Raw genomic sequence first — 26,361 nt, forward strand, 5'->3', positions numbered from 1 at the left:
CCCGCCCCCGCCCGAGCCGCCGCCAGACACGCGTTCGATCCACATCCGATACGCTTGCAACACACGATGCAGGCTATTGCGGGCTTTTTCAAGCCCGCCGCTGATCAGACAAGCCGACCAAGCCTATTTTGAGCTGCTTATTTTAAGCTGGGCGCTGGTTGATCACTTCGTCGATCAGGCCATATTCCTTCGCAGCTTCTGCACTCATGAAGTTGTCGCGATTGGTGTCGCGCTCGATTTCTTCCAGAGTACGCCCGCTGTGCTTGGCCATCAGCGTGTTCAGGCGCTCGCGAATGAAGAGGATTTCCTTGGCGTGGATTTCGATGTCCGACGCCTGGCCCTGGAAACCGCCCAGTGGCTGGTGAATCATCACGCGCGAGTTCGGCAGGCAGAAACGCTTGCCCGGGGCACCTGCGGTCAGCAGGAATGCACCCATGCTGCAGGCCTGGCCGATGCAGGTGGTCGACACGTTCGGCTTGATGAACTGCATGGTGTCGTAGATCGACATGCCTGCAGTCACCGAACCGCCTGGGGAGTTGATGTAAAGATGGATGTCCTTGTCCGGGTTTTCCGCTTCAAGGAACAGCAGTTGCGCGCAGATCAGGTTGGCCATGTAGTCCTCTACCGGACCAACCAGAAAGATCACTCGCTCCTTGAGCAGGCGCGAATAGATGTCATAGGCGCGTTCGCCACGAGCAGATTGCTCGACAACCATCGGGACCAGGCCGCCGGCGGCCTGGATATCAGAGTTCTGCTGAATATAAGAATTACGGAACATGCTCTGCAGTCGCTCCCAAATAGTTATGTCTTGAATACGCATAAGCCAGCTCGAGAGCTGGCTTATGGTGTGTACTTCTTAACGCAAAATCAATCAGTCGGCTGCTGGAGCTTCTACCGGCTTGACTGCTTCTTCGTAAGAGACCGCTTTATCGGTCACACTAGCTTTCTGCAGAACAGTATCCACAACTTGTTCTTCCAGCACAACCGAACGCACTTCGTTCAGCTGCTGCTCGTTTTTGTAGTACCACGACACAACCTGCTCAGGCTCCTGGTAAGCCGAAGCCATTTCCTGAATCATTTCGCGAACGCGAGCGTCGTCAGGCTTCAGGTCGAACTGCTTGACCACCTCAGCAACGATCAGACCCAGCACGACGCGGCGCTTGGCTTGCTCTTCGAACAGCTCGGCCGGCAGTTGATCAGGCTTGATGTTGCCGCCGAACTGCTGAACGGCCTGCACGCGCAGACGATCAACTTCGTTAGACAGCAGCGCCTTAGGCACTTCGATCGGGTTGGTGGCCAGCAGACCGTCCATTACCTGATTCTTGACCTTGGATTTGATCGCCTGACGCAGTTCGCGCTCCATGTTCTTGCGAACTTCGGTGCGGAAACCATCGATGCCGCTTTCCTTGATACCGAATTGAGCGAAGAACTCTTCGTTCAGCTCTGGCAGCTTAGGCTCGGACACAGTGTTGACGGTCACGGTGAACTCGGCGGTTTTGCCAGCCAGGTCCAGGTTCTGATAGTCCTCAGGGAAGGTCAGGTTCAGAACACGCTCTTCGCCGGCTTTGGCGCCAACCAGGCCTTCTTCGAAGCCCGGGATCATGCGGCCGGAACCCAGCACCAGCTGAGTGCCCTTGGCGGAACCGCCAGCGAACACTTCGCCGTCAACCTTGCCAACGAAATCGATGTTCAGTTGGTCTTCGTTCTGGGCAGCGCGATCGGCCACTTCAAAACGAGTGTTCTGCTTGCGCAGGATGTCGAGCATTTTGTCCAGGTCAGCGTCAGCCACGTCAGCGCTCAGGCGCTCAACGGTGATGCCGTCGAAACCGGCAACGGTGAACTCAGGGAACACTTCGAATACAGCAACGTATTCCAGGTCTTTGCCCGCTTCGAGCGACTTAGGCTCGATCGATGGCGAACCTGCCGGGTTCAGCTTCTGCTCAACCACAGCTTCGTAGAAGGAGGACTGGATCACGTCGCCTACAGCTTCCTGACGAGCATCAGCACCGAAACGGCGCTTGATTTCGCTCATCGGCACTTTGCCTGGACGGAAGCCAGCAATCTTGGCCTTTTGGGCAGTCTGCTGCAGACGCTTGTTGACCTGAGTCTCGATGCGCTCAGCCGGCACGGTGACGCTCATGCGGCGCTCGAGAGCAGTAGTATTTTCAACAGAAACTTGCATGGATATTCCTCGTTGCACAGACGTTAGCCGGCCGTTTCCGACCCCAGAATCAAGGGCATGCATTCTAGTGGGTCAAACTCAAGAAGTCACCCTACTGAAAACGGGTAAAAAAACAGCAGGCATATTATCGGGACCGCCACACCAATGCAGCGCGCCCCACAGGCGAATACAACCAATCACGCCAGGGCTCTGCGCCAACCGCTTCTATATATAGAAGAGATTGCCAATCACTCCCTGACGGCCGTTCTTGCAAGCAAGCCCGGCGAGCAGCGCAGCATCATCGAGCCACATAAATACGACGAAGCGCCCTGCCCTGCGCACCGAAACCGACAAAAGCCGACTTTCAGAACCGCTAAAACAAAAAAGGCGCCAGACTGTTAAATCTGGCGCCTTTCGAAATATGGGGTGGACGATGGGGATCGAACCCACGACAACGGGAGTCACAATCCCGTGCTCTACCAACTGAGCTACGCCCACCATATTGCGTAACAAAAAAGCCAAACAACTTCTTTGTTGAACCTCACCAGCCCGAAGACATGAATGAAGCTTTAATTGGTGCGGATGAAGAGACTCGAACTCTTACGCCTCGCGGCGCTGGAACCTAAATCCAGTGTGTCTACCAATTCCACCACATCCGCGGATGAAACTTTTAAAGCAAAGGCGCCAGACTGTTACATCTGGCGCCTTTCGAAATATGGGGTGGACGATGGGGATCGAACCCACGACAACGGGAGTCACAATCCCGTGCTCTACCAACTGAGCTACGCCCACCATATCGCGTTACTTGTGCCAAAGCTGCCTAATGGCGCACCCGGCAGGACTCGAACCTGCGACCATCCGCTTAGAAGGCGGATGCTCTATCCAGCTGAGCTACGGGCGCCTTATTAATCTGTACTCTTAAAGGACTACAAACTAAGTGCTTTCCAGCGTTGCAGAACCTTGATTCCGCTTCACCTTCTTAACCAGTGCTAGGCTGTGCCCGACAAGTGCGACGAATAGTATAGAGCGCTCCGAAGGTCGTCAAATCCTTTTTGAAAAAAATTCATTTAATTAAAGGAGTTAGAGGAATTTGCTGACCAAGCGCCTTTGCCCTCACCGCTCGACATGCGAGAATGCGTTCTCATTTTTTCCCCTCTCGATGGTTAATCACGCGCAATGACTGCACAACTAATCGACGGCAAATCGATCGCCGCCAGCCTGCGCCAGCAGATCGCCCAACGAGTTGCCGAGCGTCGCCAGCAAGGCCTGCGCACTCCCGGCCTCGCGGTGATCCTGGTCGGCAGCGATCCTGCCTCTCAGGTTTATGTCTCGCACAAGCGTAAAGACTGTGAAGAGGTTGGCTTCCTCTCTCAAGCCTACGACCTGCCCTCCGACACCACGCAAGACGCGTTGACCGATCTGATCGATCGCCTCAACGACGACCCTGCGATCGACGGCATCCTGCTTCAGTTGCCGCTGCCCGAGCACCTGGACGCCTCCAGACTGCTGGAGCGTATCCGCCCGGACAAAGACGTCGACGGTTTCCATCCTTATAACGTCGGTCGTCTGGCCCAGCGCATTCCATTGCTGCGTCCATGCACGCCTAAAGGCATCATGACGCTGCTGGAAAGCACCGGCGCTGATCTTTATGGCATGGATGCAGTGGTCGTCGGCGCCTCCAACATCGTCGGTCGCCCGATGGCGATGGAACTGTTGCTGGCCGGTTGCACCGTGACCGTGACTCACCGCTTCACCAAGGATCTGGCCGGCCACGTCGGCCGTGCCGATCTGGTGGTCGTGGCCGCCGGCAAGCCGGGCCTGGTCAAAGGCGAGTGGATCAAGGAAGGCGCGATCGTGATCGACGTCGGCATCAACCGTCAGGACGACGGCAAACTGGTCGGTGACGTTGTCTACGAAACCGCCCTGCCCCGCGCTGGCTGGATCACTCCGGTGCCGGGTGGCGTCGGTCCGATGACCCGCGCATGCCTGTTGGAAAACACCCTCTACGCGGCGGAAACCCTGCACACTTGAGTGGTACTTTCAGCAATAAGAAAAACCCGCCTTGTGCGGGTTTTTTCATGCCTGAGAAAAAACTGTAACCGTTCGCCGGAAACCCCTCTTTTTACAGGCCTTTTCACAAGATTTTCAGGTCACTCAAACAACCATCGACAGATCTTCAGCCATACTCCTAGAATGCGACGCTTTGAAGAAATAACCCGTTACAAACTAACGGAATATCCAACTTTTATGAGTTCGCCCGCGTGAAAATTCGTCTTTCGATTCTGAGCCTGTTTTTTGCAGTTTCAGGCACTTTCATCACGCCAACGATCAACGCTGCGGAAACCACCGCTGCACCACGCGACGCTTCGACCCTGAAGATCGCCTCCGGCAGCGCCCTGCTCATGGATATGCAGACCAATAAAGTCATCTACTCCAGCAACCCTGACGTGATCGTGCCGATCGCTTCTGTCAGCAAGTTGATGACCGGTTTGGTTGTGGTTGAAGCCCGGCAAAACATGGACGAATGGATCAATGTCGATATCAGCAATACGCCGGAAATGAAGGGCGTGTTCTCCCGAGTCAAACTAAAGAGTGAACTGCCGCGTCGCGAGATGCTGCTGATCGCCTTGATGTCTTCGGAAAACCGCGCCGCCGCCAGTCTGGCGCACCACTATCCGGGAGGCTACGCAGCCTTTATCGCGGCCATGAACGCCAAGGCCAAGGCACTGGGCATGACCAACACGCACTATGTCGAGCCCACCGGTTTGTCCGAGCGAAACGTTTCCACCGCCCGCGACCTGAGCAAGTTACTGGTCGCCGCGAGCAAATATCCGATTCTCAGCGAACTCACCACCACCAAGGAAAAGACCGTGTCGTTCCGCAAACCCAATTACACCCTGGGTTTCCGCAATACCGATCACCTGGTCAATAAGGCCGACTGGGACATCAAGATCACCAAGACCGGCTTCACCAATCCCGCCGGTCATTGCCTGGTGTTGGTGACCAAGATGGGTAATCGCCCGGTCGCGCTGGTCATTCTCGACGCGTTCGGCAAGTACACCCACTTTGCCGATGCCAGCCGTATTCGCAGTTGGGTAGAAACCGGGCGCAGCGCCAGCGTTCCGGCAGTGGCTCAGCAGTACAAGGCCGAGAAAAACCTAAAGAATCGCCAGAGCGGCGTGGTCGAAGCGTCCAAGTAAGCCACCGCACAAAAAAAAGCCCCGAATCCTCGGGGCTTTTTTTCATCTGCATTTCAGTCATTGGGCAGCGGCATCTGATCATCATCAGGAATGCCATCCCCGGCATTCGGATCCCGCGAAGGTTCCGGCGTCATGATATTGGGCCGGGCCATTGGGTCGCGCATCGGACTGTCGGGGTCCAGCACGGGATCGATTTCCGGCTCTGGAGTGGTAGGCACACTGTCCGGTTTCTGGTCATCGAAGCTTGAATCGGTACTCATACGCACCTCGCATCAAGGTTTCAGATTGGCTAACGGGTCATAAGGCTTGGCCGGCTTCTTGGCATCCTCGCCGGACTCGACGTCGAGAGGCGCCTTGGCCGGACCGACAGGATCGACCTGCGGATCATCAAGATCGGGCGAGTCCGGATCGAACCCCAAGTTATCTCCCGAGGAATGCTCAGAGGAATGCGGGCCTTTCGCTGCTGGGGAATCTTGCATATCGCCTCCTGATTCACCCGCAAAAACACGGGATGTATAAGTAGGAGGCTTGCCGGGCGCCGTCGTGCCCGGCAGATGACGAACGGAAAACTCAGTGTGCGACCAACGCCTTGCGCGCCTGCGCCGCTTCGTTTTCCTGACCGGCCTGAGCCAGCTCATCGGCAGCCTTGAGCCAGCGCTGATGGTCAACGGCTGCCGGGATCTGCGACGGTTTCTGAATCAGCACGGCCCAGCCACCGGACTTTTCCAGTGCCGACTCAAAGGAACTGAAACTCATCAGTTCGCGACGATTCATGCCGGCACGCAGCAGCACCTTCTGTTTGTTGCGGTCGTAACCGGACAGGATCGCGTAACGCGGCTCGGCCCAGAATGCCGAACCCTCGCTGAAACGCACCATCACCGGATAACCCGCCGCCACTTGCGTCAACAGCGCTGGCAAATTGCTGTCCAGCGGGTACACCACCATGCCGTACTCACGGGCAAGGTTCTGGATATTCTGCTGCAGTTTGTCTTCGGCGCCCGGCAGATGCAGGGGCTTTTCCAGCAAGCCCGGGGTGATCACGATGCCTTGCTGCGACAGGAGACTGGCCAGCACTTGCGGCCCGCTCTGATTAGCTTCACCGCGATAGAACGTGCCGCTGAGTTCGACCCGCTCCGGCAGACGCTTGACCTCGGGCGCGACACTGCCTGCACATCCGGCCAACACGGCCGCACAACCCGCCACCAGCAGCGCCGCACGAATTCGAGAAAATACCTGCACCATCATCACTCTCTGTTCAGACGCCGGTCATCGTGTTCCGGCAACGCCTGCGATCATAGGGCCGCGCCAGTCTGCGGTATAGCCTTAAGCGGCAGACACATCGCTTGCATAGAGCAAACTGATTGGTGACCAGCGACCTTTGGTCAATAGTCTGAAACACTGCATTGTCTAGACTGTCACTGAAACAGAGCGAATTGAAAAAGCGTGCGCCCGATGCAGGGCGAAGAGGAGGCACTGATGAGCCTGACCATGACCATTGTGATGTTGATTGCCGGATGGCTGGCCGTGGCCGCTGCCATGTTGTGGGGGGTGTTGCGGGTTTCGCGGCGCCACCATCATTATCCGGTTCAGCCTGCTGCACTCGAAAAAACGCCTAAACAAAGTCCTCGTCACGCCACTGCGCACTGAGGCTTAACGTCAAAAGCGAAAAGCCCCTCACCCTAGCCCTCTCCCGGAGGGAGAGGGGACTGACCGAGTTGTTTTTTCGAGTTACGCCGACCTGCAATATCGAGCCGAACTCAGGTTCGAAAACTTCACAGATCGGCTCCCTCTCCCTCGGGAGAGGGCTGGGGTGAGGGGCTGGCGTTCGGCATATAGAAAACCTGAAATGAAAAAAGGCCGCCTGAACTCAGTTCAAGCGGCCTTTTTGGCTTACTGGCGGTTACGCCTGCTCAGCCAACTTCTTCTGCTTCGCCCGACGCGACATCATGTTCAGCACTTCAATCGAAGCCGAGAACGCCATCGCCGCATACACATAACCTTTCGGTACGTGGGCGCCGAAGCCTTCGGCGATCAAGGTCATACCGATCATGATCAGGAAGCCCAGAGCCAGCATCACCACCGTCGGGTTATCGTTGATGAACTTGGCCAGCGGCTCAGCAGCAAACAGCATCACCAGCACCGACACCACCACCGCGATGATCATGATCGGCAAGTGCTCAGTCATGCCGACTGCAGTAATGATGCTGTCGATCGAGAACACCATGTCGAGCATCAGGATCTGGCCGATGGCGGCGGCAAAACCCAGAGTAACCGTCGAAGTCGCCGACTTCGGGTCTTCCGGTGCCGGGTCCATGCTGTGATGGATCTCGGTCGTCGCTTTCCACACCAGGAACAAACCACCGGCAATCAGGATCATGTCCTTCCAGGAGAATGCCTGACCAAGGATCTCGATCACCGGCGCAGTCAGTTGCACGATGAACGCGATGGTACTCAACAACGCCAGACGCAGGATCAACGCCATGCCGATACCGATGCGGCGCGCCTTCTGCTGGTACTGCTTGGGCAGTTTGTTGGTCAGGATCGAGATAAAGATCAGGTTATCGATGCCAAGCACGATTTCCATCACCACCAATGTGGCCAAAGCAACCCAGGCGGTGGGGCTGGCGGCGAGCTGTAACAGATATTCCATGGGTCAGTCCTGAGTCTGTGTAAGACGAATTAGATGGTCTTGGAGGAAGATTCGGATTTTTCCGCGTCTTTTTCCGGTGTTTCTTTCTTCTCGATCACGCCGCCGGTGGCATCACTCAGGGCTTGTTCGGCGGCTTTATGCGTATCGTCGATCGCTTGCTTGGCGCTTTCGGCAGCCTTGCCCATCAGTTGCTGGGCGCTTTTCTCGGCCTGATCGCAACCGGCCAGAAGCAGTAAAGACGTAAACATCAATGTTGGAATTGTGTATTTCATGGGGCTTCCTTCGAATGAACAGACAGGGTCACAGACCGGCCGTCGATGGCTGGGCATTCTAGGGAGACAAACACTTCAGGAAAATTCGTATTTTTAGCGGCTATACTTCGGTTTTAACGAAGTGAAGACGCTCATGCTCAACTACCGACAACTGCATTACTTCTGGGTCGTCGCCAAGACTGGCAGCATCGTGCGTGCGTGCGAACAGCTGAACCTGACGCCACAGACCATCAGCGGACAGATATCACTGCTCGAACAGACGTATGGCATCGAGTTATTCAGACGCGTCGGCCGGCAACTCGAATTGACTGAAGCCGGGCGACAAGCCCTGCCCTACGCCGAGCAGATGTTCCAGCTCGGCGGCGAACTGGAACTGATGCTGCGCGCCCAGCCCAACGAACAGCAGATTCTGTTTCGCGTCGGCGTGGCGGACGTGGTGCCGAAATCCATCGTCTATCGTCTGATCGCACCGACCATGGAGCTGAACGAACCCCTGCGCATCACCTGCCGCGAAGACAAGCTCGAACGCTTGCTCGCCGATCTGGCCATCCAGCGTCTGGACCTGGTGATTTCCGACAGCCCGATGCCCTCGCACCTCGACATCAAGGGCTACAGCCAGAAACTCGGCGAGTGCGGGATCAGCTTCTTCGCCACTCCCGAACTGGCGGCAAAATACGGTCAGGATTTCCCTCGCAGCCTGCACGGCGCGCCACTGTTGATTCCCGGCGCGGAAACCGTGGTTCGCAGCCGCTTGCAACGCTGGTTTGCCGAGCAGCAGATCCAGCCGCAAATCGTCGGCGAGTTTGATGACAGTGCCTTGATGCAGGCTTTCGGCCAATCCGGCAGCGGGATTTTTATCGGCCCGAGCGTGATTGCCGATGAAGTGAAGCGCCAGTATGGCGTCGAGCTGATTGGCCAGACCGACGCGGTGACCGAGTCCTTCTATGCCATTTCGGTGGAGCGCAAGGTCAAGCACCCCGGCATCGTTGCGATTACCGAAGGTGCCCGACGCGAGCTGTTTACCGCGTTATGAGGCCTCGGCGCACATTTCGCGCGGTTTGAGTGTCATCAGCACCATGGCGAGGAACACCGAGAGCAGGATGAATCCGGCGGCGGCAAAGCCGAGGAAGCCCAGGCCCGCGCTGTCGATGACCCGGCCACCGACCATGGCGCCCAGGCCAATCCCCAGATTGGCTCCGGCGATGTTCAACGAAGCGGCAAAGGCCGGCGCTTCCGGCGCGGCTTTCATCAAGCGCACATGGCTGACCAGGAACAACGCAGCCTGGGTAATGCCCCAGATCCCCATGGCCACCGCCAGCCCCAGCGGCGAGTGAATGTTCGGCACCAGCGAGACCATGCCGGCAATCATGAACGCACAGAACAACACCGACGCACCCAGCGGATGCCGGTCCACCGCACGACCGCCCAGCGAGTTACCGATCAGCCCGACCGCACCGAAAGCCATCAGGCACCAACCGACCACGGTGCCGTTGAAACCGGCGAGGCGCTCAAGAATGTCGGCCAGATAGGTGTAAGCGGTAAACATGCCGCTAAACACCAGAATCGACAGGAAGATATGGCCGATCATCAACGGGCTGCGCAGGATCTTGAACTGCGAACGGAAGCTGACCTGATGCTGGTGCAGGCTGGTTTTCGGCAAATAAACAAACAGCAGCAAGGCCTTGGCAAAGGCGATTACCGCCAGAATACCGAAGGCACTGCGCCAGCCGAACGCGTCGGAAATCAGCGTGCCGACCGGAATGCCAAACACGGTCGCGCAGACAATGCCGAAGCCAATCTTGGCGATCGCGCGACCGGCGAAATCCGGGCCAACGATGTCCACGGCAGTCTCGCTGGCCAAAGCCCAAAACACTGGCAGACCAAGCGCCGGGATCAACCGGGCAATCGCCATCACCCAGATGTTCGGCGCCAGCGCCGCCACGGTATTGGCCAGGCCAAACATGATCAGGATGCTGATAAACAGTTTGCGTCGTTCGAAGCGGGCGAAATAGGCGGTCAAGAAAGGCCCGAACATGGCCACGGTAAAAGCGAATAGAGTCACCAGCAACCCGGCCTGCGGGATGGTGACTTCGAGGTCTCGGGCAATCGCCGGCAACAGGCCGACGATGACGAATTCCGTGGTCAGCACCGTAAAACCGGCGGCGGACAACAGAAGAATGGGCAACAGCATGCGCAACTCCAGCAAAACGACGACACCAGCGTTGACCCGGAGGCCCGCTGGCAGAACTTGAAAATAAGGATGCGCAATCTTAACAGAGTGTGTCCGGGCTGACTTGCACAAACCTGCCGACTTTGTTGCCTGATCCGGTGGCAGATCGTCACAGGCCTGAAGGATAAGGCCTACGCTGTGATAAAGTCCGCGCCCTGAAAAACGTACACCCTGGTCAGCGCCCGGTTTAATGGCGTTGATATCGCGTCAACACTTTCGGTGCGTGGCGGTGGTCTGCCCCCGTTTCACCCGTATTGCCACGCAACCTTGCACCCTATAAAAAATCAGAGATGCCGTTATGACCGCTTCATCCCCTTCTCTATTGCAACGCTTGAAAAATCTCAGCCTGGTCACGCAGATCGTGATCGGCCTGATCGCCGGTATCGCCCTGGCGATGCTTGCCCCGGAAGCCGCGAAGTCCACGGCCTTCATCGGCAAGGTGTTCGTTTCGGCGTTGAAAGCCGTCGCGCCGATTCTGGTGTTTGTGCTGGTGATGGCGTCGATTGCCAACCACAAGCACGGTCAGGAAACCCATATCCGGCCGATTCTGTTCCTGTATCTGCTGGGCACGTTCAGCGCCGCCGTCGTGGCCGTGGTTGCCAGCATGGCGTTTCCGTCGCATCTGGTGCTGTCCACCGAAAACGTTGCGGTGACAGCGCCGGGCGGTATCGGCGAAGTGCTGCAAAGCCTGCTTCTGAGCGTGGTGGACAACCCGGTCAGCGCCCTGATGAACGCCAACTTCATCGGTATTCTGGCGTGGGCGATCGGCATGGGCATCGCGATTCGCCATGCCGGCGACACGACCCGCGAAGTGCTGGGTGATCTGTCCAACGGCGTGACGGTGATCGTGCGGGTGGTGATTCGCTTCGCCCCACTGGGTATTTTCGGTCTGGTCGCTTCGACACTGGCCACCTCCGGTTTTGGCGCGCTGATCGGTTACGCGCACTTGCTGGCCGTGCTGCTCGGCTGCATGCTGTTCGTGGCGCTGGTGATGAACCCGCTGATCGTGTTCTGGAAATTGCGTCGCAACCCATACCCGCTGACTCTCAAGTGCCTGCGCGAAAGCGGTATCACCGCGTTCTTCACCCGCAGCTCGGCGGCGAACATTCCGGTCAACCTGGAATTGAGCAAACGTCTGGGCCTGCATGAAGACACCTATTCGGTGTCGATCCCGCTGGGCGCGACGATCAACATGGCCGGCGCGGCGATCACCATTACCGTACTGACCCTGGCTGCCGTGCACACACTGGGTATTGCCGTGGACATTCCGACGGCGATCCTGCTCAGCGTTGTCGCCGCAATTTGTGCCTGTGGCGCTTCGGGTGTGGCCGGTGGTTCGTTGCTGTTGATTCCGTTGGCGTGCAGCCTGTTCGGCATTCCGAGCGAAATCGCCATGCAGGTGGTGGCGGTCGGTTTCATTATTGGCGTGTTGCAGGATTCGGCCGAGACGGCGCTGAACTCGTCGACTGACGTGCTGTTCACCGCTGCGGCGTGTCTGGGTGAAGAAGCGAAAGCCCAACGTACTGCGTAACAGACGCTGTAATGAAAAGCCCGCCATGGTGTGAACCTTGGCGGGCTTTTTTGTGGCTGAGGTCTTTTCCCCCTCACCCCAACCCTCTCCCCCAAGGGGGCGAGGGGGAAGGGAGCCGATCGTTGTTGCCCTCAAGACTTGAGTTCGACTTGATATTTCACGTCGGCATATCTCGTGCAAACAACGCGATCAGTCCCCTCTCCCTCTGGGAGAGGGCTAGGGTGAGGGGCTTTTAAAAACTCAGAACGCGCCCATGTAATCGCGTTTACCCACTTCAACACCGTTATGACGCAGCAGCGCATAGGTGGTGGTGACGTGGAAGAAGAACTGCGGCAGACCGTAAGTCAGCAGGTAAGCCTGACCACTGAAGCGCTTCTCTTTCGGCGTGCCCGGACGGGTGACGATTTCGATGCCTTCCTTGCCATTGATCTGCTCTGGCTTGATCTCGCCGATGTAAGCCAAAACCTTGGCGATCAAGGCTTGCAGCTCGGCGAAGGTGGTTTCGGTATCGTCGTACTTCGGCACTTCGACTTCAGCCAGACGCGAGGAAACGCCTTTGGCGAAGTCGACGGCGATCTGCACCTGGCGAGTCAGCGGGAACATGTCCGGGTACAGACGGGCCTGCAGGAATGCGTTCGGGTCGATGTTTTTCTCGGTGGCGTGGGCTTCAGCCTTTTTCAGCACATCGCTCAAAGCGTTGAGCATTTGTTGAAAAACCGGGACGGATGCGGCGTACAGGGAAATGGTCATGGCAGTCTCGTGTGGTGGCTGGGTGGAAGAAGGAGGCGATTATAGCCATGCTTGATGACCACACGGCTTGCCTTTTGTTTGGCAAGGATTAGGCTAGGCGCCTTCGACTGCAGAGGGAACGCGCGATGACCACAGAACCAGAATCCACCTTCGACGAGCCTCGGCTCAATGCCACGGAAATTCGCATCCTCGGCTCGTTGATCGAGAAACAGGCCACCAGTCCGGAAACCTATCCGCTGACCCTTAATGCACTGGTCACGGCGTGCAATCAGAAAACCAGCCGCGAACCGGTGATGAACCTGACTCCGGGCCAGGTCGGCCAGAGTCTGCGTGCGCTGGAAGGTCGCGGTTTCGCCAAGCTGGTGATGGGCAGTCGTGCCGACCGCTGGGAGCACAAGGTCGACAAAGCGCTGGAGCTGGTGCCGGCGCAAGTGATTCTGAGCGGATTGATGTTTCTGCGCGGCCCGCAAACCGTCAATGAACTGCTGACCCGTAGTGGGCGCATGCATGAATTTGAAGACGCCGAGCAGGTGGTGCATCAGCTTGAGCGTTTGATTGCGCGGGGGTTGGCGGTACTGATTCCACGTCAGGCCGGGCAGCGCGAAGATCGTTATACCCATGCGTTGGGTGATCCGGCGGATATCGAGGCGATCATGGCGGCACGGCAGAATCCGTCGGATCGCAGTGCGAGCAGTGGCGTTTCGGTTGAGCGTATTGAAGAGCTGGAGGCGCGGATCGCCGCACTGGAAGAGCGCCTGGCCCGACTCGAATAATCACCACAAATACATTGTGGGAGCGAGCTTGCTCGCGAATGCGGTGTGTCATTCAACGATGATGTAACTGACACGGCCTATTCGCGAGCAAGCTCGCTCCCACAGGGGGTTATTCATCAGGTTTCAGATCCTGGGGTTATTCACCATCCCAGTAATCGACGCCATCCGCCTGCCGTGCCACCGCGACGAAGCCTGAGACATTGCCTCCGGCATCAACCGTGAAGTTATCCATCACCGCATATTTGTTCGAATCCGGGTATTCGCAAATTTCAGGTTGCTGCTGGGTACTCACGGCCAGATAACGCAGTTCGGCCTGGCTGGTATTGATGATCTGATGCGCCTTCTCCGGCCCACCCGGCGGGCAAGCGATCACGTCACCCTCGCGGATCGGAAAACGCTCGGCGCCCAGACGCACCTCGCCCTCCCCGGCTACCACGTAGAACATCTCTTCATTGACCCGATGACTGTGAAACGGACTGCCGCGCATGCCCGGTGGCAAGGCGTACAGGCGATAGCCGAGCTTCTGCGAACCCAGTTGCTGACCGACACGGGCCATGCGCTGCTGATAGCGGCCGGCGGTTTCGCCTTCCGGGGCCAGGGCTTCGGGCAGGGGTTCGAGTTCGACCTGATGCAGGTTGAGGATGGGCGGGTGCATGGGGGCCTCGATCACGGTTTTTGTGGTGGGCAAGTCTGTGCTTGCTGGAGGAGGCAGTATAGGCAGCAGGATAAACCGCGGTGAATTCATCGCTGGCAAGCCAGCTCCCACAGGGTATGGGAGCTGCTCACAGATTTGTGTTCCAACCCGATACCTGTGGGAGCTGGCTTGCCAGCGATGAGGCCGGTTAACTCACAGCACAATCATGAGAATCAGCTCCGGGCAAACGCCACCGCCGCCGCAAACTGGGCCTCATTCGGCCGCACGCCGGTGTACAGCACAAACTGCTCCAGCGCCTGAATAGCAATCACCTCAAGCCCGGTAATCACCCGTTTGCCCTCAGCCCGACCACGCACGATCAACGGCGTCTCCGACGGAATCGCCACCACATCAAACACCGTTTCGGCAGCCTTGATCACCTCAGGCGTAAAAGCCAACTGCCCCGCCTCCGGCCCGCCGTCCATACCCACTGGCGTCACGTTGATCAGCATCTGCGGGCGCTCATCACCCAGCTCGGCCTGCCAGCGATAACCCAACGAATCCGCCAACGCACGCCCGGCGCGCTCGTTGCGGGCGACGATCAGTCCGTTTTTGTAGCCACCATCACGCAAGGCACTGGCCACCGCTTTGGCCATGCCACCGCTGCCACGCAGGGCAAAGGTCGATGCCTTGGGCACCGCGTGGGTTTTCAGCAACTGCTCAATGGCAATGTAATCGGTGTTGTAAGCCTTGAGATGACCGTGGGTGTTGACGATGGTATTGATCGACTGGATTGCCGCTGCCGACGCATCCAGTTCATCAACCAGCGCAATGCACGCTTCCTTGAACGGCATCGACACGCCGCACCCGCGAATACCCAAGGCACGAATCCCGCCGACTGCGCCGGTCAGGTCCTGGCTGCTGAACGCCTTGTAATAGAAGTTCAGACCCAACTGCTCATACAAATGGTTATGAAAACGCAGACCGAAGTTGCCTGGGCGCCCTGACAGGGACATGCACAGCTGGGTGTCTTTGTTCGGGTTCATCTGCATGAAACTTCTCCTTCAAACGCACTTTCGGATGGACGGGATTAGCCAGCCCATCGGGTTCTGAACGATCATAGAGGCCTGTTTTAAACGTGCTGCGCGGCCCTCGCGCGGCCCGGTAAAGAAGCCGGTACAGACCTTACACAAAATTTACCCAGCGGCTGTGCTGATTTTCAGAATTTCGCTGTCTTAGAAGTATCCCCGCGACAACTGTGGGCCTGGTGCAGGCCCTGCCGCCGGGTCGAAGAACCGAGGATTTATCATGATTCGTAAACTCCCTATCGTGGCCCTGCTGATCGGTGCTTTTGCTGTCGCAGGGCAAGCAGAAGCCCACGGCGGCAATTACTGGCAAGGCCCAGCGGTGTTTGGCGCGATCGTTGGCTCGGCCATCATCGGCTCGGCGCTTATCAATCAGGATCGCCCTGTGTATGTGCAACAAGCGCCGGTGTATGCCGCCCCGCCGCCACCGGTTTATGTGCAGCAGCCACCGCCACCGGTCTACTACCAGCCGGCGCCGGTGTATGTGCAGCAACCGGTCTACGTGCAACCGGCCCCGGTGTATTACGGCCCGCCTCGCGGCTACTACGGTCGGCCGCACTACTACGGCGGTCCACGCTGGTAAACGGAACACAAAGCCCCGCTTTTATAGCGGGGCTTTTTTATGACCGTTGGTCGGCCAGCGTCTGAAAAAATCTCGCCAAGGTCGCTGTGAGGACAGTTTCACCGGCTAAAGTCGGCATGATTGACTCGAGCGTTATGTACTTTTCCACAAAACGGTCATTTATTTGTCATGACGGAACCGCAATCTGAATCCGTCCGTAAACAACAGGTTGATAAGAACAAGGACGATTGTATGCCCACACAAAACCCGCACCGCATTGTCGGCCTGTGCACCTCCAGCAAGGTATACAGCGCGCTGACCGAGCTCAAGCACCTGGAAGGCCACCGCTGCGCCAAGTTTCTTTCGCTGCTGGCGGAGAATCTGGTGCACAAAGGTTTGCTCAACGAGCGCGAAGTCATGCATATGCTCGATCAAGTGGTCGATTGAGCCCGCCCTCAACGGCGTCAATGACCACTATCGAAAGCGTTGATTGTCCGTAGACCCGGCGAATCTCTAAGGTAGCTCCATTGATAGATGGAGGTACCCGTCATGGCTCAGGTTCAAATCATGTCCGTTATTGGCAGCGCCGTTCCCGCCTCGCTCCGAGCATCGGGCTTGCTCGCCTGCTGGTATCTGATGCGCGACGGCGAAGCCATCAGTGGTCCGCTCACCTCACTGCCCGCCGCGCAAGCGTTGTCGCAGAAGCTCGTCAGCCAGCCGTTTCACGCTTAAGGCAGTTGTACCTTGGGCTTGGTTTCGGCGAACAGTGCCCAGCTCGACATGAACAACGCCGCGATCAATGGCCCGATCACAAAGCCGTTGAGACCAAACACTGACAGGCCGCCAAGGGTCGAGATCAGAATCATGTAGTCGGGCATTTTGGTGTCCTTGCCCACCAGAATCGGCCGCAGCACGTTGTCCACCAGACCGATCACAAACACCCCGAACAGGCCCAGCACTACGCCTTGCCAGATCATCCCGCCGAGCAGGAAATACACCGCCACCGGCGCCCAGACAATACCCGCGCCTACCGCCGGCAGCAGTGACAGAAACGCCATCAACACCGCCCACAGCAATGCGCTGGGGATGTCGAGAAACCAGAAAATCGCCCCGCCCAGTGCCCCTTGCGTCACCGCCACCACCAGATTGCCCTTCACCGTCGCCCGCACCACCCGATTGAATTTCAGTTGCAGACGACGCTTGTGAGTTTCTTCCAGCGGCACGGCGGTACGCACCTTGCGCGCCAGTTCAGCGCCGTCGCGCAGAAAGAAAAACAGCAAGTACAGCATGATGAAAAAACTCACCACGAATTCGAACGTGCCCTGGCCAAGACTGAACGCCTGACTGGCCAGTACCTGGCTGCCCTGCATCGCCATTTTGACAATTTTTTCGCGCAGCGCATTGAGTTCGCCCATGCCGAAGCGGTCGAGCAAGTGCTGAAAGTAAGGTGGCAGGCTGTGCTTGAATTGCGCCAGATACGCGGCGATGTCCAGCTCGCCACTTTCGATGTTCTTGTAGACCGCTGCACCTTCCTGCACCAGCAGCACACTGAGGATGATCACCGGCAGAATCGCGATCACCAGGCAGACCGCCAAGGTACACAAGGACGTCAGGTTGCGCTGCCAACCGAATTTCGCTTGCAGCCGGCGCTGCATCGGCGCAAACACAATGCCGAGAATCACCGCCCAGAACACCGCACCGTAGAACGGCAGGAGGATCCAGATAAACGCCACCGTGACCAGCAACAGCAGCACGGTGAGGGATTTGAATTGAAGGCTTTTTTCGTTCATGTCCGATCCATGTCAGTCAGGCGTCGTGCACGCCCCGATGCTTAGTCAACCGGGGCCTGCACGAGTGCCATCTTTATTCATGGAGCATAGTTGCGGATCAGCGCAAGCCGATCAGCGAACCGGCAACTTGACGATTTCATCAGTGTTCAGCACATCGCCGAAGGTGTCCTCGATCTCCGCCAGTGCGGCTTTGTGCAAGGCATCCTTGTCGATGGAGGCACCATTGGCGCGGCTGATCGCGCGGGTTGCCGAGGCATCCGAGGCGACGATCACGCTGTAACCGAGTGGCGCCGCGTCCCGCGCGGCACCGGCAACGCAGGCGTGGGTCATCAGGCCCGTGACGATGACCGTGTTGATGCCGGATTGCTTCAGCCGTTCGTTCAGATCGGTGCTGCCGAACACGCTGACCGTGGTCTTTTGCAGCACCGCATCCTTCGCGCGCGGCTGCATGTCCGGGTGAAATTTCACGGTTTCGCCATCGATGGCAAACACCGCCGAACCGGCTGGGGCCACGTGTTGAACGTGGTACACGGGAATCTTGTGGTGATCGGCAAACGTGATCAGCTCACGGGTTTTCGCCAGCGCAGCGGCACCGTCCGGAATCGGCATCCTGCCGGTGAAGTACTCGTTCTGAAAATCGATCACCAGCAAGGCGGACTTGCCGGCCGGTAACTGGCTGACCGGTGTGGCACCGGACATTGCGCGAATGGTCGGGTGGTTGTCTGCCAGTACACCGGTGCTGGCCAACACACCGGAAAATGCACAGGCGCTGAGGAAACGACGGGTAAAACGCTGCATGGATACTGCCTCTGTTCATTTGAGTGATGAACAGACTTTAAGCAGGCGCCTGACCGTCGAACACAGTGAAACCGACACATGATCTGTGCTGTTTCTGCACAAACAGAAAAGGCCGAAACGTAGATCCAGATCAATGCGCCCCGCGCGCATCCGCTCTACCCTGCCGCGCTTTTGCGACCGACACCGCCATGACCACGCCCACCCTCGCCGCCCCCGAACTGCTCGCCCCCGCCGGCACCCTGAAAAACATGCGCTACGCCTTCGCCTACGGTGCCGATGCCGTCTACGCCGGCCAGCCGCGTTACAGCCTGCGGGTGCGCAACAACGAGTTCGATCACGCCAACCTGGCGCTGGGGATTCGTGAGGCCCAGGCGCAGGGCAAGCGCTTCTACGTGGTGGTCAATATCGCCCCGCACAACGCCAAACTGAAAACCTTCCTCAGGGATCTGGCGCCGGTGATCGAGATGGCGCCGGATGCGCTGATCATGTCTGACCCGGGCCTGATCATGCTGGTGCGCCGACATTTCCCGCAGATGCCGATCCACCTCTCGGTGCAAGCCAACACGGTGAACTGGGCGAGCGTCGAGTTCTGGCAGCAACAGGGTTTGAGTCGGATCATCCTGTCGCGGGAATTGTCGCTGGAAGAAATCGGCGAAATCCGCGAACAGGTGCCGGGCATGGAGCTGGAAGTGTTCGTCCACGGCGCACTGTGCATGGCCTATTCCGGGCGCTGCCTGCTGTCGGGTTATATGAACAAACGCGATGCCAATCAGGGCACCTGCACCAACGCCTGTCGCTGGAAATACTCGGCGCAAGAGGCCACGGAAAATCAGCTCGGTGAGATCGTCCAGACCTTCCAGCCCGAGCCGACCCTGGGTCTGGGCGCGCCCACCGATCAGGTGTTCCTGCTACGGGAAGCCAATCGTCCCGACGAGTTGATGCCGGCGTTCGAGGACGAACACGGCACCTACATCATGAACGCCAAGGACCTGCGTGCGGTGCAGCACGTCGAGCGACTGACGCGCATGGGCGTGCATTCATTGAAGATTGAAGGCCGGACCAAATCGCACTTTTATTGCGCACGCACCACGCAGGTGTATCGCCGGGCGATTGATGATGCGGTGGCCGGGCGTGAGTTTGATCGCAGTCTGATGACGGATCTTGAGTCACTGGCGCAGCGTGGCTACACCGAAGGTTTTCTGCGTCGGCATGTGCATGACGAATACCAGAATTATCAGCACGGCAGTTCGGTGTCGGAGCGTCAGCAGTTCGTGGGTGAGTTGACTGGCGAGCGGCGTGGGCGGCTGGCCGAAGTCAAAGTGAAGAACCGTTTTGGTCTGCGTGATCATCTGGAATTGATGACACCGAAGGGCAATTTTCATTTTGATCTTCATGAATTGCAGAGCCTCAAGGGTGAGGCCATTGAGGTGGCTCCGGGGGATGGGCATACGGTTTATGTGCCGATTCCGGAGGCGGTGGATTTGCGGTTTGGGCTGTTGATGCGGGATATCGGGGGTGCCTGAAAAAGCCCCTCACCCTAGCCCTCTCCCTGAGGGAGAGGGGACTGATTGGGGGATATTGGAGAGATCCACCGACCTGAACGTGCTGTGCCGAAGCCATAATCAATTGGGTCGATCAGGTCGACATATACCGCATGACACCTCGGTCGGCCCCCTCTCCCTCCGGGAGAGGGCTGGGGTGAGGGCTGGCTTTTCCTACACACTAAACTCCTCCCGCAACATCGCCACAAACGCCTCCCGCGCCGGATGCACCCCGGCGTTTTCATGCCAGTAAAACAAGTTGTCAACGGCGGTCAATTCAGGAAACTCATACCCCACACACCCAGCCCCTTTCGCGTACTGCTCAAACACGCCCTTGGGCACCAGGGCCACCCCCGCCCCGGCGCTGACACAACCGACAATCGCCCCATAACTGGCCAGGCTGACAATCGGCAGCGCCTGGCCCTGACGCAACAGCCAATGCTCCAGCGCCGCTCGATACGGACAACCCTGCGGCCACATGAACACGGTTTTATCCTGCAAATCATCGATACCGCGTACCGGCCCGAACGAGGTCGACGCGATCAATAGCAATTCTTCGCGATACATCGGTGTGCGCCTGAGCTGCGAACGTTCGACATCCACCGCGACAATCGCCCCGTCGAGACGATGGCTGACAGTGTCATCGAGTAACTGCCCCCAAGTGCCCGTGGTGAGTTCCAGCGCGACCTGCGGATAGCGCTTGTGAAACTTTGCCAGCAAGCGCGGCAAACGCCCGGTCGCCGACGATTCGATCGCACCGATGCGCAGCGGCCCGGACGGCTCGGCCGAGGGATCCACCGCGCGTTTCGCTTCAGCGGTCAGCGCGAGAATCTTTTGCGCGTAGGCGAGAAACGTCTGCCCCGCCGGGCTGATGCGCAACCCCCGGCCCTCGCGCAGAAACAGCGCAACGCCCAACTCCGCCTCCAGCGCCTTGATCCGCGCCGTGATGTTCGACGGCACGCAAAACAGCTTTTCCGCCGCCCGCACGATGCTGCCGACCTCGGCCACGGTCTTGAACATACGGATTTGTGCCAGCTCCATACTCATCACTCTGAGTGAACATTCAGCACAGTATAAGTCAGTTGTGGCGAATGATTGGGCGCCCGGATACTCGGCGCATCAACACCACCGAGCGCCTGATCATGCCGCACTCTTCCCCGCTGAAAATCCTTTTGGCGATGGCCTTCGTCGTCGGTTGCTGGGCCTATTCGCCCACCGGCATTCACATCGGATTGCAAGCCTATGAGCCCGGGCACCTGGCGTTGCTGCGATTTCTCTTGGCGTCGCTGTTCATGGCGCTCATCGCCGCGTTCAAGGGCATTCGCCTACCGCATCTGCACGATGTGCCGTTGTTGTTTGCCTTGGGTTTCTTCGCCGTCAGCCTGCACCACGTCGCGCTGAACATCGGCCAGCAAAGCGTCAGTGCCGGTGCTTCCAGTGTGTTGGCGCAATCGAGCCCGCTGTTCAGCACGTTGCTGGCGCGGTTTGTGTTCAAGGATCAGGTCAGCGCCTGGCGTTGGGGTTGTGTGTTGCTCGGGTTTGTCGGCGTGGTGATTGTGGTCAGCGGCGATAAGGGCTTGGGCGCTATCGATGTGCATGCATTGCTGATCCTGTTGGCGGCGGTTTCGTGGAGCGTTTATTTCGCCCTGCAGAAACACCATGCACGGCGTTACGACGGCTTCAGTCTGGCGTGTTACGCGGTGTGGTCGGGAACGTTGATGCTGCTGATTTATTTGCCGGGGCTGGGTCAAGCCGTGCTGAATACGCCGCTACGTGTGCAGTGGGCGGTGTTGGCCTTGGGCGTGTTTCCCAGTGCGCTGGCTTATCTGGCGTGGGGCTTTGTGCTCAAGCATGTGGATTTGAGCCGGGCGACGATGACGTTGTATCTGATACCGCCGACGGCGATGGGGATTGCGTCGGTTGGTTTGGGGGAGCGACCGACGTTACTGGTGCTGGTGGGGTCGGTGGTGGTGTTGATCAGTGTGTTGGCGTTGAATCTGGAGCGGCGGGTTGGGGCTGTTCGGACAGCAATCTGATCAATGATTATTGTTGAAGCAAATGTCGCCATCGCTGGCAAGCCAGCTCCCACAAAGTTCTATGGTGAACATGGTTTTCGGCGACATCCGCAAAACCTGTGGGAGCTGGCTTGCCAGCGAAGGGGCCAGCACAGACAACACATTAATCAAAGCCAATCACCGATCAGCGCCGATCATCCGACAACGGCGTCGGCTCATCTGCCGGCGGCACATCCTCATCATCCGCTGCCGGATCCCTCCAGTCTTCGGGCCGGTCAGCATCGCTCAATGGATCACGCCCTGGGGGCATTCCCATCGGTGAATCATGATCGGCCAGCGTCGGCTCATCGGTGCCGGGCATCGGCCGGGTTGGGTCGGTGGGCAGCACGCCACCCTGAAACAGCAAATCATTAGCCATGACACACCTCACCAAGGAGGTCCGGAAAACCCGGGCCGTACAACTTGGAATCAGGCCTTGCAGCGGCGTGCTATCGACCAGACCGACGGCGCTCAACCCTGTGCGGAAAAGCGGTCGCGGCTGTTGCTCAGGTGCAGCCACATTGCTGCGCGCGCGGCATCCGCATCCTGACGCTTGATCGCATTCAGTATCGCCTCATGCTCCATGTGGGCCAGTTGCCCGAGCTTGCTCAAATCCGCCGCGCCACGTTCAGCAGCATTGAGCCGGTTACGCGGAATCATCGCGCTGCCCAGGTGCTGCATGATCTCGCTGAAGCAGACGTTACCCGTGGCTTCGGCAATCAGCAGATGAAAGCGCCGATCTGTCTCGACGCAACTGTCGTTGTTGTCGAGCAGCCGTTGATAGTCATCCAGCGCCTGACGCATCTGCAGCAATTGCGCCTCCGTACGCCGCTGCGCCGCCAGCGCCGCCGCTTGGGTTTCCAGGCCCAGGCGCAATTCAAGGATGCTGCGCACACCGAGCGCCGTGTCGACATTCAGGCGCAAGCCCTGCTCCGCCGCGCGCTCGATGACGAACGTGCCGATGCCGTGGCGCGTCTCCACCAGTCCCGAAGCCTGCAACTTGGAAATCGCCTCGCGCACCACGGTGCGGCTGACGCCGTGTTCCTGAACGATGGCGTTCTCCGAGGGCAGCTTGTCGCCGGGTGACAGTTGGCCGAGCAGGATGCTTTGCGTGAGCTTCTCCACCAGATCATGGGCGAGGTTGGGCGCACGTTTGCGGGCGGGAGCGTCGAGGTCTTCTTGCATGGTCGGTTCCGGTGATCGGGGCTTGCCGATCGTAGCATTGCGAGGCTGGCTGACGGGATTCATTCTAGCGCCAAAACTTGTATGACAACATTCAAATAAATCGGGAAAACCCAAGCCTCCTTGAAGATCACTCGTGCGCAGCCGTGGAAATTTATCGCGACCCTCAAAGTACAAAAGCCAATAAACGCTGGGACTAAATATGAAAAAGCATAAGAAATCGGCCTTCCAGATAAAATTAATCGGCCCCACCCACTTGTAGGACAAAAATTCCCAGTTGTATGATGTCTATCAACAACGCAAGACCTGCCCTACCCCGCATAAAAATAATCAGTGGGAGAAAATCAAGTGAAAACCTCCGTCTCCGGGATGAACGAGGGCGTCGATTCGACACTCGCGTCCGCCATCTCGAAAGTGAAACGCCACGTCCTGCCGCTCTTCGTGATCATGTTCATCGTCAATTACATTGACCGCGTGAACATCGGTTTCGTCCGCACCCACATGGAACATGACCTGGGCATTGGTGCCGCCGCTTACGGCTTCGGCGCCGGGCTGTTCTTCATCGGTTACGCGCTGTTCGAAGTGCCCTCCAACATGCTGCTGCAGAAAGTCGGCGCACGCATCTGGCTGACCCGCATCATGTTCACCTGGGGCCTGGTTGCCGCCGGCATGGCGTTCATCCAGAACGAAACCCACTTTTATGTGTTGCGCTTTTTGCTCGGCGTGGCCGAGGCCGGGTTCTTTCCCGGGGTAATCTACTACTTCACCCGCTGGCTGCCCGGTGCCGAGCGTGGCAAGGCAATTGCGATCTTCCTCAGCGGCTCGGCCGTCGCCTCGTTGATCTCCGGCCCGCTGTCCGGCCTGCTTCTGCAAATCAACGGACTGGGCATGCACGGCTGGCAGTGGATGTACTTCATTGAGGGGATGTTCTCGGTCGGCCTGTGCGTGTTTGTCTGGTTCTGGCTCGACGCCAAACCTCACGACGCGAAATGGCTGAGCCGCGCCGAACAGGATGCTCTGGTCAACGCCATTGACGCTGAACAGCAGGCCCGCGAAGCCGCGACGCCCATCCGACCATCGATGGGCAAACTGCTCAAGGACCGCCAGATCATTCTGTTCTGCCTGATCTACTTCTTCATTCAGTTGACCATCTACGCCGCAACCTTCTGGCTGCCGAGCATCATCAAGAAAATGGGCGAGATGAGCGACTTCCAGGTCGGCCTGTTCAACTCGATTCCGTGGTTGCTGTCGATCATCGGCATGTACGCCTTCGCTTCGTTCTCGGCCAAGTGGAAACACCAGCAGGCGTGGGTCGCCACCGCCCTGTTGATCGCCGCTGCGGGGATGTTCATGTCCACCACCGGCGGGCCGATCTTTGCTTTCGTTGCGATCTGCTTTGCCGCGCTTGGCTTCAAATCCGCTTCATCGCTGTTCTGGCCGATTCCGCAGGCGTATCTGGATGCCCGTATCGCTGCGGCGGTGATCGCGCTGATCAACTCGGTGGGCAACCTTGGCGGCTTCGTCGCGCCGACCACGTTCGGCCTCCTCGAAGAACACACCGGCTCGATTCAGGGCGGTCTCTATGGCCTGGCGGCGACCTCGATCATTGCCGCGATCATCGTCTTCTTCGCGCGCACCACACCGAAACCTGCTGCTGAAATCCCCGTGGTCGATGCCGCGCCAAAGCACGCCTGCTGTCCATTTTTAAAGATTGCGAATAAGAAGGATAAAAACCATGACCGCACACGACACCGCCAAAGCCCCGATCATCACCGACATGCAAGTCATCCCGGTGGCCGGCCACGACGGCATGCTGCTCAATCTGAGTGGCGCCCACGGGCCGTTTTTCACCCGCAACATCGTTATTCTCAAGGACAACGCCGGCCATACCGGCGTCGGTGAGGTTCCCGGTGGCGAGCGTATTCGCCAGACGTTGGAAGATGCACGCAGCCTGGTGATCGGCAGCCCGATCGGCACCTGGCAGAAGATCCTCAATCAAGTGCGCCAGACCTTCGCCGACCGCGATGCCGGCGGCCGTGGTCTGCAGACGTTTGACCTGCGCATTACCATCCACGCGGTGACAGGCCTCGAAGCTGCGCTGCTCGATCTGCTCGGTCAGCATCTCGATGTACCGGTGGCGGCGTTGCTTGGCGAAGGCCAGCAACGCGACGAAGTGAAGATGCTCGGTTATCTGTTTTACGTTGGCGATCAGCGCGAAACTGACCTCGCCTATCGCAGCGAGCCGGACGCCGACAACGACTGGTTCCGCGTGCGTCACGAAAAAGCCATGACTGCCGAAGCCGTGGTGCGCCTCGCCGAAGCGGCCCATGCGAAATACGGTTTCAAGGACTTCAAACTCAAGGGCGGCGTGCTCAGTGGCGATGCCGAAATCGAAGCGGTGACGGCGCTCGCCGAGCGCTTCCCCGACGCGCGCATTACCCTCGATCCGAACGGCGCGTGGTCACTGAAAGAAGCCATTCGTTTGTGCCGCGATCAGCATCAGGTGCTCGCCTATGCCGAAGACCCGTGCGGTGCGGAAAACGGTTATTCCGGCCGTGAAGTCATGGCCGAATTTCGCCGCGCCACCGGGCTGAAAACCGCCACCAACATGATCGCCACTGACTGGCGCGAGATGGGCCATGCGATCCAGTTGCAGTCGGTGGACATTCCACTGGCCGACCCGCATTTCTGGACCATGCAGGGTTCGGTGCGCGTGGCGCAGATGTGCCATGAATGGGGCCTGACCTGGGGTTCGCATTCCAACAACCACTTCGATATTTCCCTGGCGATGTTTACCCACGTGGCAGCTGCTGCACCGGGCGAGATCACCGCCATCGACACCCACTGGATCTGGCAGGACGGCCAGCGTTTGACCAAGGCGCCGCTGCAGATCGTCGACGGTCTGGTGCAAGTGCCGAAGAAGCCGGGGCTGGGCGTGGAACTGGATATGGATCAGGTGGCCAAGGCTCATGAACTGTACAAAGGCATGGGCCTCGGTGCGCGGGATGACAGCGTGGCGATGCAGTTTCTGATTCCGGGGTGGACGTTCGATAACAAGCGGCCGTGTCTGGTGCGCTGATGCCTCACTGATAACTGTAGGAGCTGCCGAAGGCTGCGATCTTTTGATCTTCAAAACAGAATCAAAAGA

28 protein-coding genes, 4 tRNA genes and 1 pseudogene are annotated in these 26,361 nt (G+C 58.4%); 13 read left to right on the forward strand and 20 right to left on the reverse strand.

Annotated elements, in window-relative coordinates:
- Positions 1–142: 142 nt before the first annotated feature.
- From clpP to ACIF4X_RS09870, 6 genes are all read right to left on the reverse strand, one after another.
- On the reverse strand, positions 143–778 hold the full coding sequence (clpP, locus tag ACIF4X_RS09845) for an ATP-dependent Clp endopeptidase proteolytic subunit ClpP (protein ID WP_007951559.1): 636 nt from the start codon (positions 776–778) through the stop codon (positions 143–145).
- 93 nt (positions 779–871) lie between these two features.
- A complete protein-coding gene (gene tig / locus ACIF4X_RS09850; RefSeq protein WP_397481970.1) occupies positions 872–2,182 on the reverse strand; it encodes a trigger factor in 1,311 nt (436 codons plus the stop codon).
- Positions 2,183–2,583: 401 nt separating this feature from the next.
- A tRNA-His gene (locus tag ACIF4X_RS09855) sits at positions 2,584–2,659 on the reverse strand.
- Between the two features lie 76 nt (positions 2,660–2,735).
- Positions 2,736–2,820: transfer RNA gene (locus ACIF4X_RS09860), tRNA-Leu, on the reverse strand.
- A gap of 57 nt (positions 2,821–2,877) precedes the next feature.
- A tRNA-His gene (locus ACIF4X_RS09865) sits at positions 2,878–2,953 on the reverse strand.
- Positions 2,954–2,985: 32 nt separating this feature from the next.
- A tRNA-Arg gene (locus tag ACIF4X_RS09870) sits at positions 2,986–3,062 on the reverse strand.
- A 275-nt stretch (positions 3,063–3,337) separates the two neighbouring features.
- On the opposite strand from ACIF4X_RS09870, the gene folD reads away from it, so the two are divergent.
- Positions 3,338–4,192 carry a bifunctional methylenetetrahydrofolate dehydrogenase/methenyltetrahydrofolate cyclohydrolase FolD gene (gene folD / locus ACIF4X_RS09875; protein ID WP_397481971.1) on the forward strand — a complete coding sequence of 285 codons (855 nt, stop codon included), beginning with the start codon at positions 3,338–3,340 and terminating at the stop codon, positions 4,190–4,192.
- A 230-nt stretch (positions 4,193–4,422) separates the two neighbouring features.
- Positions 4,423–5,361, forward strand: coding sequence for a D-alanyl-D-alanine endopeptidase (gene pbpG / locus ACIF4X_RS09880; RefSeq protein ID WP_397481972.1), 939 nt, complete (start codon positions 4,423–4,425; stop codon positions 5,359–5,361).
- A gap of 53 nt (positions 5,362–5,414) precedes the next feature.
- Here the strand turns inward: pbpG and ACIF4X_RS09885 are convergent, their stop codons facing one another.
- The 3 genes from ACIF4X_RS09885 to ACIF4X_RS09895 form a co-directional block, all read right to left on the reverse strand.
- Complete coding sequence (locus ACIF4X_RS09885; RefSeq protein WP_397481973.1) at positions 5,415–5,621, reverse strand: hypothetical protein; 207 nt, start codon at positions 5,619–5,621, stop codon at positions 5,415–5,417.
- Positions 5,622–5,633: 12 nt separating this feature from the next.
- A complete protein-coding gene (locus ACIF4X_RS09890) occupies positions 5,634–5,840 on the reverse strand; it encodes a DUF6021 family protein (RefSeq protein WP_397481974.1) in 207 nt (68 codons plus the stop codon).
- 91 nt (positions 5,841–5,931) lie between these two features.
- Complete coding sequence (locus tag ACIF4X_RS09895; RefSeq protein ID WP_397481975.1) at positions 5,932–6,603, reverse strand: peptidase C39 family protein; 672 nt, start codon at positions 6,601–6,603, stop codon at positions 5,932–5,934.
- A gap of 234 nt (positions 6,604–6,837) precedes the next feature.
- Between ACIF4X_RS09895 and ACIF4X_RS09900 the strand changes: the two genes are divergently transcribed.
- The gene (locus ACIF4X_RS09900) at positions 6,838–7,008 is read left to right on the forward strand and encodes a hypothetical protein (protein ID WP_397481976.1); all 171 of its coding nucleotides are present in this window, start codon (positions 6,838–6,840) and stop codon (positions 7,006–7,008) included.
- A gap of 253 nt (positions 7,009–7,261) precedes the next feature.
- On the opposite strand, the gene ACIF4X_RS09905 is transcribed toward ACIF4X_RS09900, so the two are convergent.
- Both ACIF4X_RS09905 and ACIF4X_RS09910 read right to left on the reverse strand, forming a co-directional pair.
- Entirely contained in the window at positions 7,262–8,011 is a 750-nt protein-coding gene (locus ACIF4X_RS09905) for a TerC family protein (protein ID WP_034154674.1), read from the reverse strand.
- A gap of 29 nt (positions 8,012–8,040) precedes the next feature.
- Positions 8,041–8,283 carry a hypothetical protein gene (locus ACIF4X_RS09910; RefSeq protein WP_397481977.1) on the reverse strand — a complete coding sequence of 81 codons (243 nt, stop codon included), beginning with the start codon at positions 8,281–8,283 and terminating at the stop codon, positions 8,041–8,043.
- A 133-nt stretch (positions 8,284–8,416) separates the two neighbouring features.
- Here ACIF4X_RS09910 and nhaR point away from each other — a divergent pair, with 133 nt between their 5' ends.
- Entirely contained in the window at positions 8,417–9,316 is a 900-nt protein-coding gene (gene nhaR, locus ACIF4X_RS09915) for a transcriptional activator NhaR (RefSeq protein WP_108225594.1), read from the forward strand.
- On the opposite strand, the gene ACIF4X_RS09920 is transcribed toward nhaR, so the two are convergent.
- Positions 9,311–10,474, reverse strand: a complete 1,164-nt coding sequence (locus tag ACIF4X_RS09920; RefSeq protein ID WP_397481978.1) for an MFS transporter — start codon at positions 10,472–10,474, stop codon at positions 9,311–9,313. The two genes, nhaR and ACIF4X_RS09920, sit on opposite strands and share 6 nt — an antisense overlap.
- Positions 10,475–10,811: 337 nt before the next feature.
- Between ACIF4X_RS09920 and sstT the strand changes: the two genes are divergently transcribed.
- Complete coding sequence (gene sstT, locus ACIF4X_RS09925; RefSeq protein WP_397481979.1) at positions 10,812–12,044, forward strand: serine/threonine transporter SstT; 1,233 nt, start codon at positions 10,812–10,814, stop codon at positions 12,042–12,044.
- 240 nt (positions 12,045–12,284) lie between these two features.
- On the opposite strand, the gene ACIF4X_RS09930 is transcribed toward sstT, so the two are convergent.
- Positions 12,285–12,794: a DUF1993 family protein gene (locus ACIF4X_RS09930; RefSeq protein ID WP_093434020.1), complete on the reverse strand. Its 510-nt coding sequence runs from the start codon at positions 12,792–12,794 to the stop codon at positions 12,285–12,287.
- Positions 12,795–12,919: 125 nt separating this feature from the next.
- Between ACIF4X_RS09930 and ACIF4X_RS09935 the strand changes: the two genes are divergently transcribed.
- Positions 12,920–13,567, forward strand: a complete 648-nt coding sequence (locus ACIF4X_RS09935) for a YceH family protein (protein WP_397481980.1) — start codon at positions 12,920–12,922, stop codon at positions 13,565–13,567.
- A gap of 136 nt (positions 13,568–13,703) precedes the next feature.
- Here ACIF4X_RS09935 and ACIF4X_RS09940 read toward each other — a convergent pair whose 3' ends face one another.
- Together ACIF4X_RS09940 and ACIF4X_RS09945 are read right to left on the reverse strand one after the other, a co-directional pair.
- Positions 13,704–14,222 (reverse strand): cupin domain-containing protein, encoded by a 519-nt coding sequence (locus tag ACIF4X_RS09940; protein WP_397481981.1) that lies wholly within the window; start codon positions 14,220–14,222, stop codon positions 13,704–13,706.
- Positions 14,223–14,434: 212 nt separating this feature from the next.
- Positions 14,435–15,253, reverse strand: coding sequence for a shikimate 5-dehydrogenase (locus ACIF4X_RS09945; protein ID WP_397481982.1), 819 nt, complete (start codon positions 15,251–15,253; stop codon positions 14,435–14,437).
- Between the two features lie 256 nt (positions 15,254–15,509).
- On the opposite strand from ACIF4X_RS09945, the gene ACIF4X_RS09950 reads away from it, so the two are divergent.
- The 3 genes from ACIF4X_RS09950 to ACIF4X_RS09960 all read left to right on the forward strand — a co-directional run bounded on the left by ACIF4X_RS09950 (position 15,510) and on the right by ACIF4X_RS09960 (position 16,580).
- The gene (locus ACIF4X_RS09950; RefSeq protein ID WP_034154666.1) at positions 15,510–15,869 is read left to right on the forward strand and encodes a hypothetical protein; all 360 of its coding nucleotides are present in this window, start codon (positions 15,510–15,512) and stop codon (positions 15,867–15,869) included.
- 231 nt (positions 15,870–16,100) lie between these two features.
- Positions 16,101–16,295, forward strand: coding sequence for a hypothetical protein (locus ACIF4X_RS09955; RefSeq protein ID WP_016984641.1), 195 nt, complete (start codon positions 16,101–16,103; stop codon positions 16,293–16,295).
- 102 nt (positions 16,296–16,397) lie between these two features.
- Positions 16,398–16,580 carry a hypothetical protein gene (locus tag ACIF4X_RS09960; protein WP_397481983.1) on the forward strand — a complete coding sequence of 61 codons (183 nt, stop codon included), beginning with the start codon at positions 16,398–16,400 and terminating at the stop codon, positions 16,578–16,580.
- On the opposite strand, the gene ACIF4X_RS09965 is transcribed toward ACIF4X_RS09960, so the two are convergent.
- Together ACIF4X_RS09965 and ACIF4X_RS09970 are read right to left on the reverse strand one after the other, a co-directional pair.
- Positions 16,577–17,638 carry an AI-2E family transporter gene (locus ACIF4X_RS09965; RefSeq protein ID WP_397481984.1) on the reverse strand — a complete coding sequence of 354 codons (1,062 nt, stop codon included), beginning with the start codon at positions 17,636–17,638 and terminating at the stop codon, positions 16,577–16,579. The two genes, ACIF4X_RS09960 and ACIF4X_RS09965, sit on opposite strands and share 4 nt — an antisense overlap.
- A gap of 111 nt (positions 17,639–17,749) precedes the next feature.
- Positions 17,750–18,436, reverse strand: a complete 687-nt coding sequence (locus ACIF4X_RS09970; protein ID WP_397481985.1) for a cysteine hydrolase family protein — start codon at positions 18,434–18,436, stop codon at positions 17,750–17,752.
- A gap of 188 nt (positions 18,437–18,624) precedes the next feature.
- Between ACIF4X_RS09970 and yegQ the strand changes: the two genes are divergently transcribed.
- Positions 18,625–19,959 carry a tRNA 5-hydroxyuridine modification protein YegQ gene (gene yegQ / locus ACIF4X_RS09975; protein ID WP_397481986.1) on the forward strand — a complete coding sequence of 445 codons (1,335 nt, stop codon included), beginning with the start codon at positions 18,625–18,627 and terminating at the stop codon, positions 19,957–19,959.
- 192 nt (positions 19,960–20,151) lie between these two features.
- On the opposite strand, the gene ACIF4X_RS09980 is transcribed toward yegQ, so the two are convergent.
- Positions 20,152–21,018, reverse strand: a complete 867-nt coding sequence (locus tag ACIF4X_RS09980; RefSeq protein ID WP_397481987.1) for a LysR family transcriptional regulator — start codon at positions 21,016–21,018, stop codon at positions 20,152–20,154.
- Between the two features lie 101 nt (positions 21,019–21,119).
- Here ACIF4X_RS09980 and ACIF4X_RS09985 point away from each other — a divergent pair, with 101 nt between their 5' ends.
- The gene (locus ACIF4X_RS09985; protein ID WP_397481988.1) at positions 21,120–22,013 is read left to right on the forward strand and encodes a DMT family transporter; all 894 of its coding nucleotides are present in this window, start codon (positions 21,120–21,122) and stop codon (positions 22,011–22,013) included.
- Between the two features lie 163 nt (positions 22,014–22,176).
- Here ACIF4X_RS09985 and ACIF4X_RS09990 read toward each other — a convergent pair whose 3' ends face one another.
- Complete coding sequence (locus ACIF4X_RS09990; protein WP_397481989.1) at positions 22,177–22,410, reverse strand: hypothetical protein; 234 nt, start codon at positions 22,408–22,410, stop codon at positions 22,177–22,179.
- A gap of 92 nt (positions 22,411–22,502) precedes the next feature.
- Positions 22,503–23,216 carry a FadR/GntR family transcriptional regulator gene (locus tag ACIF4X_RS09995; protein WP_397481990.1) on the reverse strand — a complete coding sequence of 238 codons (714 nt, stop codon included), beginning with the start codon at positions 23,214–23,216 and terminating at the stop codon, positions 22,503–22,505.
- Between the two features lie 345 nt (positions 23,217–23,561).
- Between ACIF4X_RS09995 and ACIF4X_RS10000 the strand changes: the two are divergent.
- A pseudogene (locus ACIF4X_RS10000) lies at positions 23,562–24,905 on the forward strand (MFS transporter); the annotation flags it as partial.
- Positions 24,906–24,948: 43 nt separating this feature from the next.
- Positions 24,949–26,292, forward strand: coding sequence for a glucarate dehydratase (gudD, locus tag ACIF4X_RS10005; RefSeq protein WP_397481991.1), 1,344 nt, complete (start codon positions 24,949–24,951; stop codon positions 26,290–26,292).
- Positions 26,293–26,361: the final 69 nt, after the last annotated feature.

The sequence above is a fragment of the Pseudomonas sp. NPDC085632 genome, from assembly GCF_044541255.1.
GTDB lineage: Bacteria > Pseudomonadota > Gammaproteobacteria > Pseudomonadales > Pseudomonadaceae > Aquipseudomonas.

Coding starts and splice junctions, on each gene's coding strand:
- ACIF4X_RS09920 (WP_397481978.1), bottom strand. CDS start 10,474: ATGCTGTTGCCCATTCTTCTGTTGTCCGCCGCCGGTTTTACGGTGCTG.
- ACIF4X_RS09990 (WP_397481989.1), bottom strand. CDS start 22,410: ATGGCTAATGATTTGCTGTTTCAGGGTGGCGTGCTGCCCACCGACCCA.
- ACIF4X_RS09890 (WP_397481974.1), bottom strand. CDS start 5,840: ATGCAAGATTCCCCAGCAGCGAAAGGCCCGCATTCCTCTGAGCATTCC.
- yegQ (WP_397481986.1), top strand. CDS start 18,625: ATGACCACGCCCACCCTCGCCGCCCCCGAACTGCTCGCCCCCGCCGGC.
- ACIF4X_RS09955 (WP_016984641.1), top strand. CDS start 16,101: ATGCCCACACAAAACCCGCACCGCATTGTCGGCCTGTGCACCTCCAGC.
- ACIF4X_RS09995 (WP_397481990.1), bottom strand. CDS start 23,216: ATGCAAGAAGACCTCGACGCTCCCGCCCGCAAACGTGCGCCCAACCTC.
- ACIF4X_RS09965 (WP_397481984.1), bottom strand. CDS start 17,638: ATGAACGAAAAAAGCCTTCAATTCAAATCCCTCACCGTGCTGCTGTTG.
- ACIF4X_RS09935 (WP_397481980.1), top strand. CDS start 12,920: ATGACCACAGAACCAGAATCCACCTTCGACGAGCCTCGGCTCAATGCC.
- clpP (WP_007951559.1), bottom strand. CDS start 778: ATGTTCCGTAATTCTTATATTCAGCAGAACTCTGATATCCAGGCCGCC.
- gudD (WP_397481991.1), top strand. CDS start 24,949: ATGACCGCACACGACACCGCCAAAGCCCCGATCATCACCGACATGCAA.
- ACIF4X_RS09950 (WP_034154666.1), top strand. CDS start 15,510: ATGATTCGTAAACTCCCTATCGTGGCCCTGCTGATCGGTGCTTTTGCT.
- sstT (WP_397481979.1), top strand. CDS start 10,812: ATGACCGCTTCATCCCCTTCTCTATTGCAACGCTTGAAAAATCTCAGC.
- ACIF4X_RS09970 (WP_397481985.1), bottom strand. CDS start 18,436: ATGCAGCGTTTTACCCGTCGTTTCCTCAGCGCCTGTGCATTTTCCGGT.
- ACIF4X_RS09910 (WP_397481977.1), bottom strand. CDS start 8,283: ATGAAATACACAATTCCAACATTGATGTTTACGTCTTTACTGCTTCTG.
- ACIF4X_RS09960 (WP_397481983.1), top strand. CDS start 16,398: ATGGCTCAGGTTCAAATCATGTCCGTTATTGGCAGCGCCGTTCCCGCC.
- ACIF4X_RS09895 (WP_397481975.1), bottom strand. CDS start 6,603: ATGGTGCAGGTATTTTCTCGAATTCGTGCGGCGCTGCTGGTGGCGGGT.
- ACIF4X_RS09980 (WP_397481987.1), bottom strand. CDS start 21,018: ATGGAGCTGGCACAAATCCGTATGTTCAAGACCGTGGCCGAGGTCGGC.
- ACIF4X_RS09985 (WP_397481988.1), top strand. CDS start 21,120: ATGCCGCACTCTTCCCCGCTGAAAATCCTTTTGGCGATGGCCTTCGTC.
- ACIF4X_RS09885 (WP_397481973.1), bottom strand. CDS start 5,621: ATGAGTACCGATTCAAGCTTCGATGACCAGAAACCGGACAGTGTGCCT.
- ACIF4X_RS09930 (WP_093434020.1), bottom strand. CDS start 12,794: ATGACCATTTCCCTGTACGCCGCATCCGTCCCGGTTTTTCAACAAATG.
- ACIF4X_RS09940 (WP_397481981.1), bottom strand. CDS start 14,222: ATGCACCCGCCCATCCTCAACCTGCATCAGGTCGAACTCGAACCCCTG.
- ACIF4X_RS09945 (WP_397481982.1), bottom strand. CDS start 15,253: ATGCAGATGAACCCGAACAAAGACACCCAGCTGTGCATGTCCCTGTCA.
- nhaR (WP_108225594.1), top strand. CDS start 8,417: ATGCTCAACTACCGACAACTGCATTACTTCTGGGTCGTCGCCAAGACT.
- ACIF4X_RS09900 (WP_397481976.1), top strand. CDS start 6,838: ATGAGCCTGACCATGACCATTGTGATGTTGATTGCCGGATGGCTGGCC.
- tig (WP_397481970.1), bottom strand. CDS start 2,182: ATGCAAGTTTCTGTTGAAAATACTACTGCTCTCGAGCGCCGCATGAGC.
- ACIF4X_RS09905 (WP_034154674.1), bottom strand. CDS start 8,011: ATGGAATATCTGTTACAGCTCGCCGCCAGCCCCACCGCCTGGGTTGCT.
- folD (WP_397481971.1), top strand. CDS start 3,338: ATGACTGCACAACTAATCGACGGCAAATCGATCGCCGCCAGCCTGCGC.